Here is a 17,980-nt window from a genome sequence, read left to right as displayed (position 1 = left end):
CATGGAAAAGTATCAACACGTTTATGACACCGTATGTGAAATGTTGTGTGACGCCAAAGACTTAGAGATGTCGGCACTGTCACCTGAAATGCCGTTGCATCAGCTAAAACTCGACAGTCTGGATTATGTCGAATTGATGGTGCTGGCAAAGCGCGAATTCGGCGCGACGCTGAATGCTGAAATGTTTATGGAAAGCCCGGACATGACTTTAGGAGAGCTTTGCCAGAAGTTGGCCGAGCAAAAGAAATAATATTATGAGCAAGCAATGGGTGTTAATTACCGGCGGCAGCCGTGGTATTGGTCGCGCCTTGGTCGAAGAATTGGCCAAAGAGTGGAATGTGGTGTTTACCTGGCGCAATGGTGAACAACAGAGCCGCGATGTTATCGACAGCTGTGAAGGGCTCCCCGGTAAGGTGACTGGCTATCGTTGCGACGGCAGCAATGAAGCGGATGTTGATGCACTTGCGCCGCAATTGTTAGAAAAGTATGGCCCACCCGGCGCGGTAATTCATAATGCCGGTATTACCGGTGACAGCTTACATATTCAGCAGAATGGTGATAACTGGCGCAATGTGCTGGATACCAATCTGAATGCGGTTTTCTACTGGAATAAGCATGTTTTGCCAGCAATGATGATGCAGGGCGAAGGTGCCGTGTTGCTGATGTCCTCAGTGACCGCGATAAAAGGCAATATCGGGCAGAGCGCTTATGGTGCCAGTAAAGCGGCGATGATTGGCCTTGGCCGATCACTGGCGCTTGAGATGGGCCGCTTTAATATTCGCGTTAATTGCTTATTGCCAGGAGTGATCGACAGCGATATGACACGCGACATGCCTGCCGATGCCTTAAAAGGGTTGCGTAAGCAGATACCCTTACGGCGTTTGGGGAGTGCGCAAGAAGTCGCTCGCGTCAGTGCTTTTATGATAGGTAATGATAGCCGCTATATGACCGGCCAGACCTTGGTGTTGGATGGCGGGTTAACAGCGTGATGAATCTTGCCATGGATGGCAATGTCATCAACGTCATACGCTATTGCCAGCCACAGGTGCTGGCAATCAGAAGTCGCTATTCGGATATATTCCATTGATGCGCTAATATGGATTTTGTCTCGCCAGCCAGCCATTGGTTTACTTCTTTCAATAACGGCTGATTATCTTTCTCCATCATATACACTTTGTAGCTACCGGTGCCGGGTAATATTTCCGGTGTTGCGACACAGAATACGCCGGGCTCTTTGCTCTGGTAATAATCCCCTTCGATTAAGTCAGTAAACATAATATCCGCACTTTGATCTCGGACACCCTGCAAATTAGCCACGTTATCTTTGGTTCGGATGATTTGGGCTTGCTTGATATTGGCGTCGACAAAAGATTGGTTGGTGCCACCAGGATTGACAATAACTTTCACCGTCTTGCGATCAATCGCCTCCAGTGTGGGGAATTTTTGGGATTGTTGGCAATTGGCCAAGGCAATTTTGCCGTTCTTCACCACTGGGCTGGATAACGCAAATTGTGCTGCACGCCCAGGTGTTTCTGTGACACCACCCATCGCTATATCAAATTTGTCTGCCGCTAAATCTTCCGAAAGCGTTGGCCAACTGCTGGGCACAAAATTGACTTTAAGCTTCAGACTTTCCCCCAGGGATTTTGCCATATCAATATCGTAACCAATCAATTCCCCCTGTTTATTATGAAAGGCCAAAGGGGCGTAGTCACCGGGAACACCAATCCGTAATTCTCCGCTTTGTTTAATTTCTTGCCAGCTTTTTGCCAACACTTGTTGACTGCTGATTAACGCTAAAATCATCATTCCCAGAGGTAACTTTTTCATTTCCATTCCTTTTTTATTATGAAATTCAAAATGAGAATAACGTGATGTCTTATTTTTAATCAATGATTTTATTGGAGAATAAAAAATGGGCTTCCTGCGTTACCACAAGAAGCCCTCTATCAGATACTTTATTTAGAAATTAACGCGGAAGCCGATGTTCGCCATTATTGGTGATTCGACATACGTGCCCTTACGATAATTGGCTTCAGCATAAACCGTGGTTTGCTTGGTCAGGTTAACATCCATACCCAGCCCATACTTAGCCGTATTACCAGAAAAATCATTATTAAAATCATTCAATTGGTTAATCGTCACGGTGTTTGACGTAATAAACTCTCGTTCAATCGCGACTTTAGCGTAAGGGCGAATAATCGCGCCATTTTTCAGATCAAATTTCGTCCCAACCTGGGTTCCTAATTCGCCTTTTGCTGAGCGGTTATGATCAATGTTCGCTTTCATGCCATTGCTAAGTGCAATATCTTTTGCTTGTGCGGTGAAATAACTGGCACGAGCATAGGGTTCTACAAACCAATTATCAGAAAGTTTGTAATGGTAACCCGCCTCAAGTGACCCACCGACGGCACTTTGGTTATAATCACTTTGTACTGAACCGCCGTTAGTCATATTGGCATTCAGTGAATTTTTAAAGCGGTTAGCTTTAAGAACAGTATCAATATAATAGCCGCTGTTATCGAAATAACTGCCATAAGCACCCAGGCTGTAACTATCAATCGAACTATTCCCACCACGGGCATGTTTCACTCGGTTATTGCTATAAGAGGTAAAACCGCCTAAGACTAACTGCCCTGAAGACAAACCAAATACTTTATCGGCACCGATTTCAAAGCCATCTTGCTGTAAACGATAGGCAGCATTATGAGTGGCATTGACGCGAGTATTATTGGTCAAATAGCGGCCCCAAACACTGGCGTTATCACCCTTACTGTTATTTAAATCACCTTTGCGTAAGCGCAGATTTTGCAATTCGCCATCAAAAATAAACTGGTTCGCAGAGGCCATACTTAATACAGCATCAGTGGATGGCGTTGTTTTCAATCCTGTGTCTGGTGTTGGCTCTACCGGAGCCGGTCCAGGTTCAGTTGTTACCGGTGCCTCAGGTTCAGGTTCTGCAGGTGTTGCGGGCTCTTCTGGCTCCGGTTCTGCAGGTGTTGCGGGCTCTTCTGGCTCCGGTTCTGCAGGTGTTGCGGGCTCTTCAGGCTCCGGCTCTGCAGGTGTTGCAGGTTCTTCAGGCTCAGGTTCTACGGGTGTTGCAGGCTCTTCAGGTTCTGTAGGGATGGCCGGTTCTTCAGGTTCAAGACCCGCATCTAAAGTGCTGCCTAAATACCATAAATTACCTCCAGCTCGTGCCGAGTTATCCCACTTTTTCAGGCCATAGACATATGTACCACCATCAATTTCAGTGATGTTTGCACCGGTGAGTGAAGCGAGAGTGAATTGAGCATGACCACTGAGATCGTGAATAAGGTCCAATGTTGTCTCGCCTGGCGCGGTTATCTCAGTGCCAGAATCATTTACCATCACTTTGTGCAAACCGCTGGCATTCGCGATAGTAACAAAGTTACCTTTACCTTCAGCAATTGACGTGTTGAACAGGAAAGAGCCTGAGCCCGAAAGTGTCCCAATATTTAATGAGGTATAATTACTGCCAGTACCTGACTGGAACGCAACCTCACCGCCATTCAAAATTAAATCATCAATGGTTGCAAAGGCATTATTCGCAGCATTATATCGCACGACTAAATGAGTATCTTCACCATTAAGCACGACATTTTGCGCGTAAGCTCCGTTAATTTCATCAGTATCAAGATATACAGAAGCAGCATTATTGACTTGCGTCAGCCCAGTTAATTTTCCTCCGGCTCGCACCCAAGAATAAGCTTGATCAAATAAGGTCGTATCTTGTGATTAACCACCGGTATAAATATTTTGGTAAGCGGCACCGTTAAATATGGCAGCACTAGCAAGCCCTGTATCATCAATGCGCTGGGAGGCTTTATCGTAAAATGTTGCATCAACACTATGACCATTGGCTGCGATAACCTGACGGCTGGAGTCTACAAATTCCGAGTTATATGATGTGGCTTTGGTATCCCAGTTTTTTGACTCTTTTTTCATTCCCCACAACATTTCATAGGACGTATCTTGATAGCGACTATTCGTTATGTATGGGTCGAACTCAATACTGCCATCCTCGGCAGTTTCAGTATAAATATTCCCACCCATTGCGAATTGTGTGGAAACCACTACCGCGGAGTTACCTTTGGCAAGCGTTTGGTCTGCCGATGTCATTACCCACATTAAGCTATTGTTTAGCGTGGTATTTTCTGCCCGCCCTTCATAGGTTGGGCCACCTTGATAATGGGTGCCAGTAATAGTAAAACGGCTGTTGTTGACCTCGGTATAGCGAATAGTACCCAGGGCTACCGCGGCAGAGAAATAATCATGAGGTTTATATAACTCATACCCTTCACCATTAAAGATGAAATGGTGATCTTCTGTCCCGGCCGTTACGCCGTCTCCGAGAGAAATACTGTGAAATTCACCTGCACCAGATTTTGTTTGTTCGCAAATATCATTGACGGTGTAGCCCACACAAGGCGCAGCATTAATATTTGCTGTGTAAATAATAGATGAAATAGCAATACTTAAATAGGTTCTTTTTATATTAATATTCATTGCGGCAAGATTCCTGGTTATTTTATAAATTTATTGATATTCGCGTATTCTCAGTTGATACGTTATTATTTAGAGGTGTTTATTGATTTGATGCGTGGTATTTTTAACAAGTATAATGATGATTATTTTAAATGATTTATAAATTCAAATTAATGAATGTCAGTGTTTTAAATCAGTGAATGGAGGGTAACAAACTAATCTTTGGTAGAGTATGGGAACTCACGAGTATCTTTGTAGGAAAAATCTTAGCTGCGCATGAAAATGATCCAGATCAATATTAAGATAATTGACTGAATATTCGTTAGGTGCGGTTATATTTGACTCATCATGAGTGAGGAATATCCGCAGATTATCAAGGCTGCGGATATTGATGATATTAATTCTTGTTACTGATGTGGAATATATTCTCCGGTCAGGCTTTCAAGGAATGCGACGATATCTTTGACGTCTTGCTGCGGTAGGTTAGTCCCCACTTGATATTTCAACATCATCTCAACGGCCTGATTCAAATCTTCGGCCTGTGCGTCGTGGAAATAAGGTGCCGTCAGAGCAATGTTCCGCAAACCCGGTGTTTTAAAACGGTGCATATCACGGGGATCTTTAGTGACATTAAAACGCCCATAATCATCAGCCGTTAGCTCTTTGGGTCGGTCGGCAAAGTAATTAGCTTTTAATCCCATCAGGTCATAGGACTGCCCGCCAATATTCTTACCCACATGGCAGGTATCACACTTATTTGGCTGGAATAATGCCAGGCCATTTTTCTGACTGGCGGTGAGGGCATTGGCGTCACCTTTCAAATAGCGGTCAAAAGGACTATTTGGCGTGGTCAACGTTTTCTCAAATTCAGCAATGGCATCAGTAATGGTGTGTTCGGAATAACCTTGCGGATAAACTTGAACAAACTCCTGTGTTAACTGTGCATCCTGTTGCAGCTTATTAATAATGTCATCCCACGAGGCTGATGCCATTTCCACCGGATTGAGTGGTGGCCCACCGGCTTGTTGCTGTAAATCAACGGCACGGCCATCCCAGAATTGATTCACATTGAATACGGCATTGAAGACCGTCGGCGCATTTATTCCGCCTTTCTGACCATCAACACCGGTTGAAGTCGCCAAATTATCGACTCCTCCTTTAGAGAGCAGATGGCAGCTGGCGCAGGAGACAGTGTTATCGCTGGACAACCGCGGGTCGTGGAATAAACGAGAACCCAAGGCCACTTTTTGACTGTCGACCGGCAATGCATCTGGCAGCGGTTGTAACGCCAAATGTTGCATGTCACTGCTGCTGGTGGAAGGGAAATGTTCCGCCCGCTGTGCTTTAACCCAATCAAGGATGTGGTTTCTTTCTTCAGCATTGATACCTGAAGCCCAGTGTAAAACGGCAAAACGCTGTGGTGGCATTTGTTCGCGAGCAATGGCCGACTCTATTTTGGCTAAATCAGCCTCCGGTATGGCGCGATTTTCTTTAATCGCTAATAAGGTCGGTTCCAGTGAGAAATATTGGCTGCCTTGTTGAATATCGTAATCCATTAATTGTTTTATACCCGGGATCGCTGCATAAAACGGCAGAGATGCACTGCTGGTGTGGCAATAATCGCAGCCTTTTTGATAAAACAGGTTACTGATCTGTTGGTTGGTTATTTTTGTATTGCTTACCGTGGGGGATGTTTCCTGGGATAATTGTTTTTCCTCGCTGATTAATGTGTTACTGCGCGTATTATCCGTCATGTAGATATAACCGGCTACACCCAGATAACCTGCAATTACTAATATACCTCCGCCAATTAGCCATTTTCTTATCACAGCAGCACTCCTTTGTTGTGTGGAAAGCGGTAGCCGCTTTCGCATTTATGTTTTTACCCTGCTAATAACCCTATTTATTAAATGGGATTATCTCTGGGTTGTGCTGAGGGAGGGTTGACTTTTATCAAGCTAGAAGGGCAGTTTTGCCTATCGTTGAGATAGCTTTGGTCTATTGATTCGTGGGGCTTCTTTCGCCTCTTCGAACAGGGGGAAGTTTGGGCGCTACTGGCATAAAGCGCTACTGTTTAAGACTCTTCTGCCATCTTCTTGAGCCAGCGAATAAAAGCATTAATTTTCGGCCATTGCCGCTCAGATAGTGTCGAGATGTAATAGCGCTGTTCACACCTCACTTCCATTCCAGGAAATGGCATGATCAGTTCCCTATTTTCCAGCCGTTTGGTCACCAGTTTCTTGCGCCCCATGGCGACACCGACATGATTAATCGCAGCAATAACGGCCAGGTCTGAGCGGTCAAAGCCCATACTGCGCTGTAGGGGCGCGAGATCAACACCCGCTTGCTGGCTCCAGGTATTCCACTCGCTGTTATCGGAATCATAACTCCAAGCTTGCCGGTCATGCAGTAAAGTACATTGTCGCAGATTGTTCAGATTGCCATAAAGTTGATGTTTTTCTGCATATTCTGGGCTACACACGGGCACCATAGATTCATCCATCAAGTGTTGATAAGACAATTTCTCCGGCGTTTTATCGTCAAAGTAAATAGCCAAATCAATACCGCCGCCTTGGAAATTGACATTCTCATTGCCGGTCAGAATATTCAAACTAATAGCAGGATAGTGATAGGCGAAATCAGCCAGTTTGGGCACCAGCCAACATTGGGCAATGGAGGGGCGAGAATAGACGGTGAGGGTGCCGGACAGCTCTTGATTCTTTATTTCCAGGATTTCCTGATTAAGGTATTCGAGTGAAGACTTCAGGACCCAAAATACACGCTCCCCCTCGCTAGTAAGTTCTACCTTGCGGTGAAAACGCTGGAATAATTTAAAACCTAATTCTTCTTCAAGACTATTAATCCGATGACTGACGGCACTGGGGCTGATTGATAACTCATCGGCGGCCAGAGCAAATGAGCTATGCCGCGCGGCAATTTCAAAGGTATAAAGTTTAGATAGCTGATAACCATTCAAGAGTTTATTGCGAGTGATATAGCTTTTTTCCGGGTACATAGCGGCCTCTCAGACAATCTATTCGTCTCAATAGCATATCTCATCACCCCGAAAACTACGTTCTTAGGATTATCTAATGTGATGCAAATCCGAATTAATGATAAAACTTTGACCCATATGACATGTTTGGTTCAATCTGGATCATCTGAAGGGCGTTTTTTATCATTTGTCAGTACCGGCTAATTCTTATTCAATGGAGACAGAACTTATTATTAGAAGAGGTTAGCTATGGACTCACAAATATGGGTAGTGGGGACGTTATTGTCGAGTATCATTATTATTATTTTCACCATTGTAAAACTGAAAATACATCCTTTTCTTGCACTATTATTAGCCAGTTTTTATGTCGGGCTATTAATGGGGATGAATCCGCTGGAGATGGTGAATTCGATTGAAGGGGGAATTGGCGGTACTCTCGGTTTTCTGGCCGCCGTGATTGGGCTGGGGACGATTTTAGGGAAGATGATGGAAATATCCGGTGCTGCAGAACGCATCGGAATCACCTTACAGCGCTGTCGTTGGTTATCTCCCGATGTCACCATGGTGCTGGTGGGGGTAATTTGTGGTATTACCCTGTTTGTTGAAGTTGGGGTTGTATTATTGATTCCATTGGCATTTTCCATCGCTAAAAAAACCAATACCTCACTATTGAAGTTAGCGATCCCTCTGTGTACGGCATTGATGGCGGTGCATTGCGTGGTGCCGCCGCATCCGGCAGCCATGTATGTCACCAATGCTTTAGGGGCTGACATTGGTACTGTTATTGTTTACGGGCTGGTGGTTGGGTTAGCTGCGTCATTAATTGGTGGGCCACTGTTCTTGCGCATTGTCGGTAATCGACTGCCGTTTAAAACAGTACCGCAAGCCTTCTCCGAAGTGAAAGTGCGTAATGAGGATGAATTACCGTCATTAGGCGCGACTTTATTTACCGTATTACTGCCCATTATTCTGATGCTGGCGAAAACAGCCGCAGAGTTGAATATGGAAAAGGGCACTACGGCTTATTTAATATTAGAGTTTATCGGTAATCCGATTACTGCCATGTTTATTGCGGCGTTTGTTGCCTATTACACTTTAGGTATCCGCCAAAATATGGGCATGAGCACTCTGTTGGCGAAAACGGAGGAGAGCTTTTCTTCTATCGCCAATATTCTATTAATTATCGGTGCCGGTGGCGCATTTAACGGAATATTAAAAGCCAGTGGGTTGGCAGATTCGCTGGCGGTGATTTTATCTAATCTGGATATGCACCCGATTCTTCTGGCATGGTTAGTGGCGTTAATCCTACACGCCGCAGTGGGTTCTGCAACGGTCGCTATGATGGGGGCAACCGCCATTGTATCCCCGATATTACCGATGTATCCCCATGTCAGCCCGGAAATTATCACTCTGGCTATTGGCTCAGGCGCAATTGGTTTCACTATTGTCACTGACTCGCTATTCTGGTTAGTAAAACAATATTGCGGCGCTACGTTGAGTGAGACATTTAAATATTACACCACCGCAACCTTTATCGCGTCGGTGATTGCATTAGGCACCACTTTCCTACTTTCTTACATCATATGATCGCAAAGAGACATTTTATGAAAAGCACCGAAATTGATAAATTAATTACCGACAACCCTTTGGTTAAAAAGCTTATCAATTTAGAGGAGGTAACTTGGTTTAACCCGCAGGCGACCACAGTTGAAAAGGGGTTGCCATATGTGGGGCTAACTGCACAGGATGTGGCTGATGCTGAGGCGCGATTGCAGCGTTTTGCGCCTTACTTATGCCTGGCATTCCCTGAAACACAGCCCACTAAGGGCATTATCGAGTCGGACGTTGTGGCTATCCCCGCCATGCAAAATGCACTGCAACAGCGCTATGGGGTGGAGATAACCGGCCGATTATTGTTAAAGAAAGATAGCCACTTGCCGATTTCCGGTTCAATTAAAGCCCGTGGCGGTATTTATGAAGTCTTAACTCATGCGGAAAAGCTGGCGCTAGAGGCCGGTTTATTACGGGAATCTGATGATTACAGTCAGCTATTTTCCGATGATTTCCGCCGGTTCTTCAGCCAATACCGTATTGCTGTGGGGTCGACCGGCAATCTGGGAATGTCGATTGGTATCATGAGTGCCAAACTGGGGTTCAGTGTCAGTGTACATATGTCGGCGGATGCGCGTGAATGGAAAAAACGCAAACTGCGCGAACATGGTGTCAATGTGGTGGAGTATGCCCAAGACTATGGCGTGGCGGTGGCTCAAGGACGTAAGCAGGCGGAATCAGATCCAAATTGCTTCTTTATCGACGATGAGAATTCACCCACTTTATTCTTGGGATATTCGGTGGCGGGCGGCCGATTGAAAAAGCAGTTTGCCGAACAACAGATTGTGGTTGATGAAAACCACCCGTTATTCGTTTATCTCCCCTGTGGTGTCGGTGGCGGCCCCGGTGGGGTGGCTTTTGGCTTGAAGCTGGCATTTGGTGACCATGTTCATTGTATTTTTGCCGAGCCGACGCATTCACCGTGCATGTTATTGGGTGTGTATACCGGGCTGCATGATGATATTTCTGTGCAAGATATTGGTATCGATAACATTACTGCCGCAGATGGTTTGGCGGTCGGCCGGGCCTCTGGTTTTGTCGGCCGTGCCATGGAGCATTTACTGGACGGTTTTTATACCTTAAGTGATGCAGAAATGTATGACTTGCTCGGATTGCTCAATCGCCATGAAGGTATCCGACTAGAACCGTCGGCATTAGCCGGTATGCCTGGCCCGGCGCGGGTTAGTATCAGCGCGGATTATTTAAAAGATCATCATTTTAGCGCAGAGAAAATGCGCAATGCGACTCATCTGGTCTGGGCGACAGGTGGGGGAATGGTACCGGTGGAGGAGATGGCAAAGTATCTCGCGACCGCGAAAATTTGATGTGATTTGATCATAACAGCATAAAAACGGGGCCGAAGCTGACCCCGTTTTTATGTGTTAATTAGCAGCGGAACAAACGCACTTTAATATCAGCGGGTGTTAGCTTTCTCTCTTTGCACAGGAAAAACGCAAATTTGCACTTATTTTGTGCGTGTCAGGGGCATTGTGACGCCACTTTCCTATCTCTCTTATCTCTCCATCAGTTTCTGCCATTGATCAATTAATCTAAAATAAAAGCATTAATTACAATGAGTTATATTTAATTTCTTTAATTCCCCTGTCACTTTACGCTGGCTGGCACAGTTCATGCTTATGTCATTACATTCAAGTCACTTGAATACACTTCACACTACTTTAAATGGGCGGCAATCATGACACGACGTAAACAGGCGATACCTTTGTGCTGGGCAATGCTGTGTGCGGCCAGCGCTTTCTCTGCTACTGCTCACAGTGCAGACTTGCTGGATAAAATTAAAGCCGATAAGACGATAACCATTGCAACCGAAGCGCGTTATGCCCCGTTTGAGTCGGTAGAGAATGGCAAGATTGTGGGATATGACGTTGATTTAATGAATCATATTTTGCAGAAAAATCTGCCCGGTGTTGAGGTCAAGCAACTTGATCTGCCTTTCCAGGGCATCTTGCCCGGTCTTGATGCTAAGAAGTTCGATTTCGTCGTCACCGCCGTGACGGTAAATAAGCAGCGTATGGATCACTTCGCGTTTACTGTGCCGATTGCTGAATCTACCGTGGCGCTACTCAAACGTAACAACGACAGTTCTATCAATACATTAGATGACCTGAGTGGCAAGGTAGTCGGCTCCCAAGCCGGTTCTGGTCAGCTTCAGGTGCTGCAAGAATTTAATGAAAAACTGAAAGCCAGCGGCAAGCCGGGCATCAAAGAAATCAAACAGTATGTCTCTTTCGACGAAGCCTATGCTGACCTGGCAAACCAGCGTCTGGATGGTGTCGCCCAATCGCTGGCCAACCTTGGCCCATTGATAAAAGCCCGTCCGGGAATCTTTACCACGCTGAAGCCGATGTTAGGGCCAACCACCTATTTTGGTTGGGTCGGGCGTAAAGGTGACGACAGTGCCACCTTGGTCAAGCTGTTCAGTGATGGCATCAGTGAAGCTAACCACGACGGCACCATGAAAGCATTGCAACAGAAATGGTTCGGCTTCGTGATGGATGTTCCGGCCGACCAAATGCCCGTACCAAGTTTGTAAGAGGACTGATGATGGGGGAATTTTTCCAGTTGCTGAAATCTTGGCTGCCGATGCTGATAGATGGCGCGGTGACTACCGCCTCGCTGTGTGTCGTAGCCATTGTTGCCGGTTTTTTTATCGGTGTGGTGATTTACCTGATGGAAAGCGGCCACTCACGATTTGGCAGAGGATTTGCCCGCGTCTATATCAGTTTATTCCGTGGTACCCCGGTTTTAGCTCAGGTTTTATTGTGTTTTTACCTGCCGGGGGAGTTGGGGTTGTCACTGCCGGGGTATCTGGCGGCGGTGATGGCCCTGACACTCAATACGGCGGCCTATCAATCACAAATTTTGCGCAGTGGTTTCGCGGCTATCCCGCCGGGGCAATTAGAAGCGGCGGCGATGTGCGGATTAAGCTCACGTCAGACGCTGTGGTATATCCAAATTCCGCAAGTGTTGCGTCTGACTATGCCGTCACTGATTTCAGAATTAATTGATGTGATTAAGGCCTCAGCGGTGGTGTCGGTTATTGCTATCACCGATTTGATGCGGGTCGGGCAGCAACTGGCTTCGGCGACCTACCGCCCGCTTGAGGTGTATATCGCGATTGCTTTGTCTTATCTGGTACTGACCAGCTTGCTGGCCCTGTTAGGCAGTTATGTTGAACGGCGCTGGCATAAGGAGAGCCGATGAACGATTTCTTCCTGTATTTGCCGGACTTTGCTCGTGCATTGGGCGTCACATTGGGCATCAGCCTGAGTGCGGCGGTCATCGGGGCTTGCGCGGGATTTATCTTGCAGGCGGTGTGCCGTAATAGCCGCTGGTTGTTCTGGCCGTGGCGCACTTATGTGTGGTTGATCCGTGGCACACCTTATCTGGCGCAACTGGCGGTGTTCTATTTCGGTTTGCCCGCCATTGGTGTGACGCTAAGTGCCGTCGAGGCCACAGTGATATCGCTGGCCATTTACAGCTCAGCCTATTTTGGCGAAATCTTTCGCACCGCCTGGAAAAGTATTGGGCACGGGCAACTGGAAGCGGCCCAAGTACATGATATTTCAGCCTGGAAAAGCTTTTGGTACATCCAAACACCACAAGCATTGCGCTTTAGTCTACCGCTGCTAGGGAACCAGTTCATTTTGACCATTAAAGAGAGTGCCGTGGCTTCAATTATCACCGTGCCTGAGCTGACCATGACCACCGGGCAGATAGTCGCGAACACCTATACCTACATTGTGCCTTATACCTTGTTGATTCTCAGTTATTGGCTACTGGCGCAAGGCGTCAGTGTTGGTGTGCGCTTACTTAGCCGTCAGGCCATAGAGGGATAACATCATGAGTCTCCAACCCATTATTGAATTACGCAATCTGGGCAAATCCTTTGCCGCCAACCGGGTGTTGACAGGGATTAATTTAACGGTGAATACCGGTGAAATTGTCACCTTAATTGGCCCGTCGGGGTCAGGGAAAACCACCGCCTTGCGCTGCATGAACTTCCTCGAAGCCTATGACGAGGGGGAGGTTCTGATTAAAGGGCAGTTGCTGGGCTATAGCAGCACTGGGCGCGAGCTAAAACACCGTGATAGTGCGGCGTTAATTGCTGAGGTGCGCCGCCCACTGGCGATGGTATTCCAGCAGTTCAACCTGTGGCCACATATGACGGTGCTGGAAAATGTCAGTGCGCCGTTGATTCTTGGTAAAAAACACTCCCGCGATGAAGCGCGCAAGAAAGCGGTGGCGGCACTGGCGCAGGTTGGCATGTCGGATAAGGCGCAAGCTCGCCCGGCACGGTTATCCGGTGGGCAGCAGCAGCGGGTTGGCATTGCCAGATCATTGGCCTTGGAGCCAGAGCTATTGCTGCTTGATGAGCCAACATCTGCTCTTGATCCTGAGCGGGTGGAGGAGGTGCTGGATGTGATTAAAACGCTGGCAAATAACGGGATGACCATGGTGATGGTGACACACGAAATGTCATTCGCCGCCAAAATTTCATCCCGTGTGGTGTTTATGGCCGATGGTTCAATTATTGAAAGTGGCGCGCCCGCGAGCTTATTCCGCCAGCCGCAGACTGACCGGTTGAAATCATTTCTTGCGCCATGGTTTAAACGCCCATTGCAATTAGATGAACTGGAGGCCGGGAATGCTTAATGGTGCAGGTGTTCAGGTCGCTGGTCATATTAGTCAACAGCGGTTGCTGGAGAAATTGGCACAATTAGCCCGCTTTGGCGCACTGGAGAATGGTGGGGTTAATCGGCAGGCTTTATCCGCAGAAGAGTTAGATGCTCGCGCTTGGCTAATTGATTGGGCCTATACATTAGGCTGCGAAGTGATTACTGACGATTGCGCAAACTTGTTTATCCGCCGCGCTGGTCGTGAGGATTTACCGCCCGTGGTGACGGGCAGCCATATTGATACTCAGCCCGGTGGCGGCAATCTTGATGGCTGTTACGGCGTGATTGCCGGAATGGAATGTTTGAGCGCTTTGGCTCAGACGGGCATCACCACCTTACGCCCAATTGAAGTGGCGGTGTGGATGAATGAAGAGGGCAGCCGTTTTTCTCCCGGCGCGATGGGGTCGAGTGCATTTGTCCAACCACAGCGCTTAATGCGTTACCGGAATCATCAGGATGCACAGGGCGTGACTTTGGCGCAGGCGCTGGAAAGTTGCCACCAGCGTTTTGCTCATTTACCGCGCCGTGCGCCGCTGCCGATGGCCGCTTTTGTCGAACTGCATATTGAACAGGGGCCGGTGCTGGAGCAGGCCAATCTGCCGCTAGCATTGGTGCAAGGAATTCAGGGAGTGCGCTGGTATCAGGTGACCTGTTTGGGGCAATCGGCTCATGCTGGCACCACCCCGATGGCGGTGCGCAAAGATGCAATGTCACTGGCGCGCCAAACAGCACAACAACTAGAGCAATGGGCCGCCACGCTGCCAGCCGATGAGTTGCGCCTGACTTTTGGCCGCTGGGAGGTAGAACCCAACGCCATTAATACTATTGCCGGTCGCGCTAGCTTTACCCTCGATTTTCGTCATGCCAGCCCGGCGGTATTAGCGCAGTTTGATGATTGGATGCAGCAAATCGCGGCTGAAAACGTGCAGGTCGAATGTGTGTTCAACCACCCACCGGTAGCATTCAATACCCAGTTATTGGCACAACAATATGCTTGCACCCAGGCATTACAGATAGATACCACGACGCTGACTTCAGGTGCCTTTCACGATGCCATGCATCTTGCCAGCCATTGCCCGACCAGTATGTTTTTCGTTCCCAGCCATAACGGCATCAGCCATAACCCGGCTGAATATACAGACCCTCAGTATCTGTACCTCGGCGCGCAGGCATTAGCCTGTTGCCTGACAGAACTGGCCAATCAACCCATAGGAGTTACTCATGAGCACCCACACTTATCCGACTTGCTGTGAAAAAGACAACGGTAGCGCGCTGGGCACCAATACTACTTTATCCTCGCCCATTTCTGCCGACGGGACACCCGTCCTTGGCGAAGTCTATACTGTGCCTGCCCGTTGTGGCCGGGCGGTGCGTTTGAGTCAAGGGCAGGTTATCCGCATCATCAACACCCCCGGCAGTCAGGTGTGTGATACCTGGTTATTCAATAGTGCTGATTTGAGTGAGTTTTCATCCATGGAACATACTCGCGCATTTATTGATAAAATCATTCCTCAGCCGGGGGATGCATTAGTCACCAACCAGCGCCGCATCATCGGCACATTGTTGACGGATACTTCGCCGGGGGTGCATGACACCCTGATCGCCGCCTGTGACCTTTATCGGTATAGCAATATGGGGATCACTGAATACCACGACAGTTGTGCTGATAATATGCGTCTGGCGCTGAATGCTATTGGGCTACGTGCGCGTGAAGTGCCACAACCTTTGAACCTGTGGATGAACATCCCGGTGAATCCGGATTACACCATTTCCTGGTTACCGACGGTGAGCCAAGCGGGGGATTATGTCGAGATCCGCGCCGAGCTGGATTGCATTGTTGTGATGTCTGCTTGCCCGCAAGATATTGTTCCAATCAATGGCTGTAACCCGCAGGATGTGCATTTTAGTGTTGCCGGGTAATGGGCCATAGTGTTCTGTAGTGATAACGTTGCCCGGCACGGATAGGCCGGGCGTTTGACTTTCTATGAGCAGCAGATATCAACTTATGAAAAAAAACGGCGATAACAGCGGTTTTGTTTTATCTGATTTAGGGATGCGTTTGCGTCATGCCCGTTTAGCGCAGGACATTACGCTAAAACAGTTGGCACTCAAGGTGGGGTGCTCAGAGAGTCTATTATCCAAATTGGAAAATGAGGTGGCCTCTCCCTCTCTGGCCATGTTGCACCGGCTGGCCAGTGCTTTGGAAACCAATATTTCTGATTTGATGGCAGAGAGTTGGGTGGCTGACTCACCGGTATTAAAGCCAGAACAGCGCATCCGTAAACGCTTTGTTCACCGCAACAAGAAAGGCGGTATCGCGCTGGAAAACCTGACTCATCATCACAAAGGCGGGTTGTTACAGGGAAATATTCATATTATTGAGCCAGGTATCGCCAGTGACGGGCAGATAGAACACCATGGCGAAGAGATGGGCTATGTGCTGGAAGGAGAGGTCGCGCTGTATTTAGGCGAAGAGACTTATACCCTCAGTGTGGGCGATTCTTTTTATTTCCCCAGCAATGTGCCCCACGGCTATCGCAATATTGGTCAGTCAATCGCGAAAGTGCTGTGGGTGAATACGCCGGTGACCTTCTGATTTTATGCCGAGGGAGATGTTGGGTTGCTATCTGGCTGATATAAAATCTGTCAGCAGATCATTTCCTTCTGGCTGTTTTTATATTTATGACATTTTATTTATTTGAAGTTCATTGTTTCACCCTATTTATTGATGCTGGCATTAAGGGGAATCTAATGCTGCGGTTTTAATCAATGCTATGTTAAGGGGGAGGGGTGAAAATCGGCGGTCTAGGGTTTCCTGTTTATAATAATAAAATTAAAAACAAATCTCAGAAAGAAAAGGAGATATTTAAACGTATACCTTATCTTTCGATAAAGCATGGCGGGAGTATTAGAAATGATAACTGCAAATTTAATTTCCGTGAAGATGATGGAAACCAAATAGTTTGCCGTCACTTGGCTGCACAATATGCTCTTGATGTACTTAATAATATGGTTCGTGGTAAAGTGAAAATGAGTGATTTCGCTACCCCTAAGAGCATACAGAACCATGTCACTAGTGAGGTTGAATTATATTACAAGGAAATTATTGAAAAATCACAGACAGTATATCTGATAGATAATAATGATTTTGGCCGTATGTTGGCCGATATTTTTAAAACTATGGAAAGCCATGGTGAAACTCACTTGGCATTATTTTTAGCGAATTATTATCATGCTATGGCAGTGCGTCTGAGTATTAAACGTGATAATAGATTGTATTATGTTATAAATTTTTATGATCCTAATGTCACAAACCATACAGTACGTTGTAAAATCTATGATTTATCATTGCTTGAAACTCACACATTAAAAAATTACTTAGAGGAAAAAGATTACTTTGAGTATTATCAGAATGATTGTGTCAATATAACAACAGCATCCATCTGTGAAGATCCTAATATCCTTTCCGTTCGGCAGCGAAACAGTGATAGAGAATTGACCCTAATTAACAACCAATTACCATTGGTTCCCTCTGGTCGCTTACTCATGTTGTTGGTAATAAATAATTTCCCGTTGGAGGTGATTAAATTAGTTAATAAGATAATAGAAGAATCTCTGTTATCTCCAAATGAAATTTATGACATTTTTAATGTCAACAAATCAGATGACATGCCTATACTTTACTACGCCTTACAACAGGGAGAATATTTAATAGTGCTTGCTTTAGGACGGTTAATTGAATGTATACCTGAGGAACGGCGTAAGGAAGTGCTGGACGCCAAAGATGACCGTGGCATTCCAGGTCTGCATATGGCAATGCTGGGAGGGCATGTTAGCAGCATAAAAGCATATGGCAAGTTACTCGAGTTGATACCAGAGAACCAACGTGCTGAGTTATTGGATATAAAAAACCCAACGGAGGATCACATTTTTTTTCAGGCCATAAAGAGGGGCGATAAGGAGGCGGCAATCGCATTTTTTGGATTGTTAGACTATTTATTACTGTTAGAAGAGGAAGGATTTATTGCCGCCACAGATAAGAACGGAAACTCGCTGTTAACACTTTGTTTAAAAACAGGTGGGAATATCGCCAGGGATACATTTAACGCCGTATTAGACAGTGTAAAAAATAACAGTGAAAATACCGCTGGTCAGGATTAACCAGCGG

The 17,980-nt window shown here is 46.7% G+C and carries 16 protein-coding genes and 1 pseudogene; 12 read left to right on the top strand and 5 right to left on the bottom strand.

Going from position 1 to position 17,980, the window contains the following annotated elements:
• The first annotated feature begins 1 nt into the window (after window position 1).
• Window positions 2–250, top strand: a complete 249-nt coding sequence (locus tag DX162_RS01910; protein ID WP_004389134.1) for an acyl carrier protein — start codon at window positions 2–4, stop codon at window positions 248–250.
• Between the two features lie 4 nt (window positions 251–254).
• The gene (locus DX162_RS01905; protein ID WP_004389135.1) at window positions 255–989 is read left to right on the top strand and encodes an SDR family NAD(P)-dependent oxidoreductase; all 735 of its coding nucleotides are present in this window, start codon (window positions 255–257) and stop codon (window positions 987–989) included.
• A 76-nt stretch (window positions 990–1,065) separates the two neighbouring features.
• Here the strand turns inward: DX162_RS01905 and DX162_RS01900 are convergent, their stop codons facing one another.
• From DX162_RS01900 to dsdC, 5 genes and pseudogenes are all read right to left on the bottom strand, one after another.
• Window positions 1,066–1,830, bottom strand: coding sequence for a transporter substrate-binding domain-containing protein (locus tag DX162_RS01900; RefSeq protein WP_032819204.1), 765 nt, complete (start codon window positions 1,828–1,830; stop codon window positions 1,066–1,068).
• A gap of 132 nt (window positions 1,831–1,962) precedes the next feature.
• Window positions 1,963–3,585 carry an autotransporter outer membrane beta-barrel domain-containing protein gene (locus DX162_RS22505; RefSeq protein WP_227744210.1) on the bottom strand — a complete coding sequence of 541 codons (1,623 nt, stop codon included), beginning with the start codon at window positions 3,583–3,585 and terminating at the stop codon, window positions 1,963–1,965.
• A 248-nt stretch (window positions 3,586–3,833) separates the two neighbouring features.
• A pseudogene (locus DX162_RS01890) lies at window positions 3,834–4,527 on the bottom strand (autotransporter outer membrane beta-barrel domain-containing protein); the annotation flags it as partial.
• Between the two features lie 386 nt (window positions 4,528–4,913).
• Complete coding sequence (locus DX162_RS01885; RefSeq protein ID WP_004389139.1) at window positions 4,914–6,335, bottom strand: cytochrome c peroxidase; 1,422 nt, start codon at window positions 6,333–6,335, stop codon at window positions 4,914–4,916.
• 245 nt (window positions 6,336–6,580) lie between these two features.
• Entirely contained in the window at window positions 6,581–7,522 is a 942-nt protein-coding gene (dsdC, locus tag DX162_RS01880) for a DNA-binding transcriptional regulator DsdC (protein ID WP_004389140.1), read from the bottom strand.
• Between the two features lie 228 nt (window positions 7,523–7,750).
• Here dsdC and dsdX point away from each other — a divergent pair, with 228 nt between their 5' ends.
• From dsdX to DX162_RS01830, 10 genes are all read left to right on the top strand, one after another.
• Window positions 7,751–9,088, top strand: a complete 1,338-nt coding sequence (dsdX, locus tag DX162_RS01875; RefSeq protein ID WP_004389141.1) for a D-serine transporter DsdX — start codon at window positions 7,751–7,753, stop codon at window positions 9,086–9,088.
• A gap of 17 nt (window positions 9,089–9,105) precedes the next feature.
• Window positions 9,106–10,437, top strand: a complete 1,332-nt coding sequence (locus DX162_RS01870; protein ID WP_004389142.1) for a D-serine ammonia-lyase — start codon at window positions 9,106–9,108, stop codon at window positions 10,435–10,437.
• A gap of 371 nt (window positions 10,438–10,808) precedes the next feature.
• The gene (locus tag DX162_RS01865) at window positions 10,809–11,666 is read left to right on the top strand and encodes a transporter substrate-binding domain-containing protein (protein WP_032819206.1); all 858 of its coding nucleotides are present in this window, start codon (window positions 10,809–10,811) and stop codon (window positions 11,664–11,666) included.
• A gap of 8 nt (window positions 11,667–11,674) precedes the next feature.
• A complete protein-coding gene (locus DX162_RS01860) occupies window positions 11,675–12,337 on the top strand; it encodes an amino acid ABC transporter permease (RefSeq protein WP_004389145.1) in 663 nt (220 codons plus the stop codon).
• Window positions 12,334–12,972, top strand: coding sequence for an amino acid ABC transporter permease (locus DX162_RS01855; protein WP_032819207.1), 639 nt, complete (start codon window positions 12,334–12,336; stop codon window positions 12,970–12,972). Before DX162_RS01860 ends, DX162_RS01855 begins: the two co-directional genes overlap by 4 nt.
• A 1-nt stretch (window position 12,973) precedes the next feature.
• Complete coding sequence (locus tag DX162_RS01850) at window positions 12,974–13,789, top strand: amino acid ABC transporter ATP-binding protein (protein WP_080548226.1); 816 nt, start codon at window positions 12,974–12,976, stop codon at window positions 13,787–13,789.
• Window positions 13,782–15,065 carry a M20 family metallo-hydrolase gene (locus DX162_RS01845; RefSeq protein ID WP_032819209.1) on the top strand — a complete coding sequence of 428 codons (1,284 nt, stop codon included), beginning with the start codon at window positions 13,782–13,784 and terminating at the stop codon, window positions 15,063–15,065. The genes DX162_RS01850 and DX162_RS01845 overlap by 8 nt, the downstream gene beginning before the upstream one ends.
• Complete coding sequence (locus tag DX162_RS01840; RefSeq protein WP_032819210.1) at window positions 15,034–15,732, top strand: DUF1989 domain-containing protein; 699 nt, start codon at window positions 15,034–15,036, stop codon at window positions 15,730–15,732. Before DX162_RS01845 ends, DX162_RS01840 begins: the two co-directional genes overlap by 32 nt.
• A gap of 85 nt (window positions 15,733–15,817) precedes the next feature.
• Entirely contained in the window at window positions 15,818–16,408 is a 591-nt protein-coding gene (locus tag DX162_RS01835) for a cupin domain-containing protein (RefSeq protein ID WP_004389150.1), read from the top strand.
• A 194-nt stretch (window positions 16,409–16,602) separates the two neighbouring features.
• Complete coding sequence (locus DX162_RS01830; protein ID WP_004389152.1) at window positions 16,603–17,973, top strand: ShET2/EspL2 family type III secretion system effector toxin; 1,371 nt, start codon at window positions 16,603–16,605, stop codon at window positions 17,971–17,973.
• Window positions 17,974–17,980 lie beyond the last annotated feature (7 nt).

Origin of the sequence: Yersinia kristensenii, from assembly GCF_900460525.1 — a bacterium.
Lineage (GTDB): Bacteria > Pseudomonadota > Gammaproteobacteria > Enterobacterales > Enterobacteriaceae > Yersinia > Yersinia kristensenii.
This window is presented reverse-complemented; position numbering and strand designations above follow the sequence as displayed.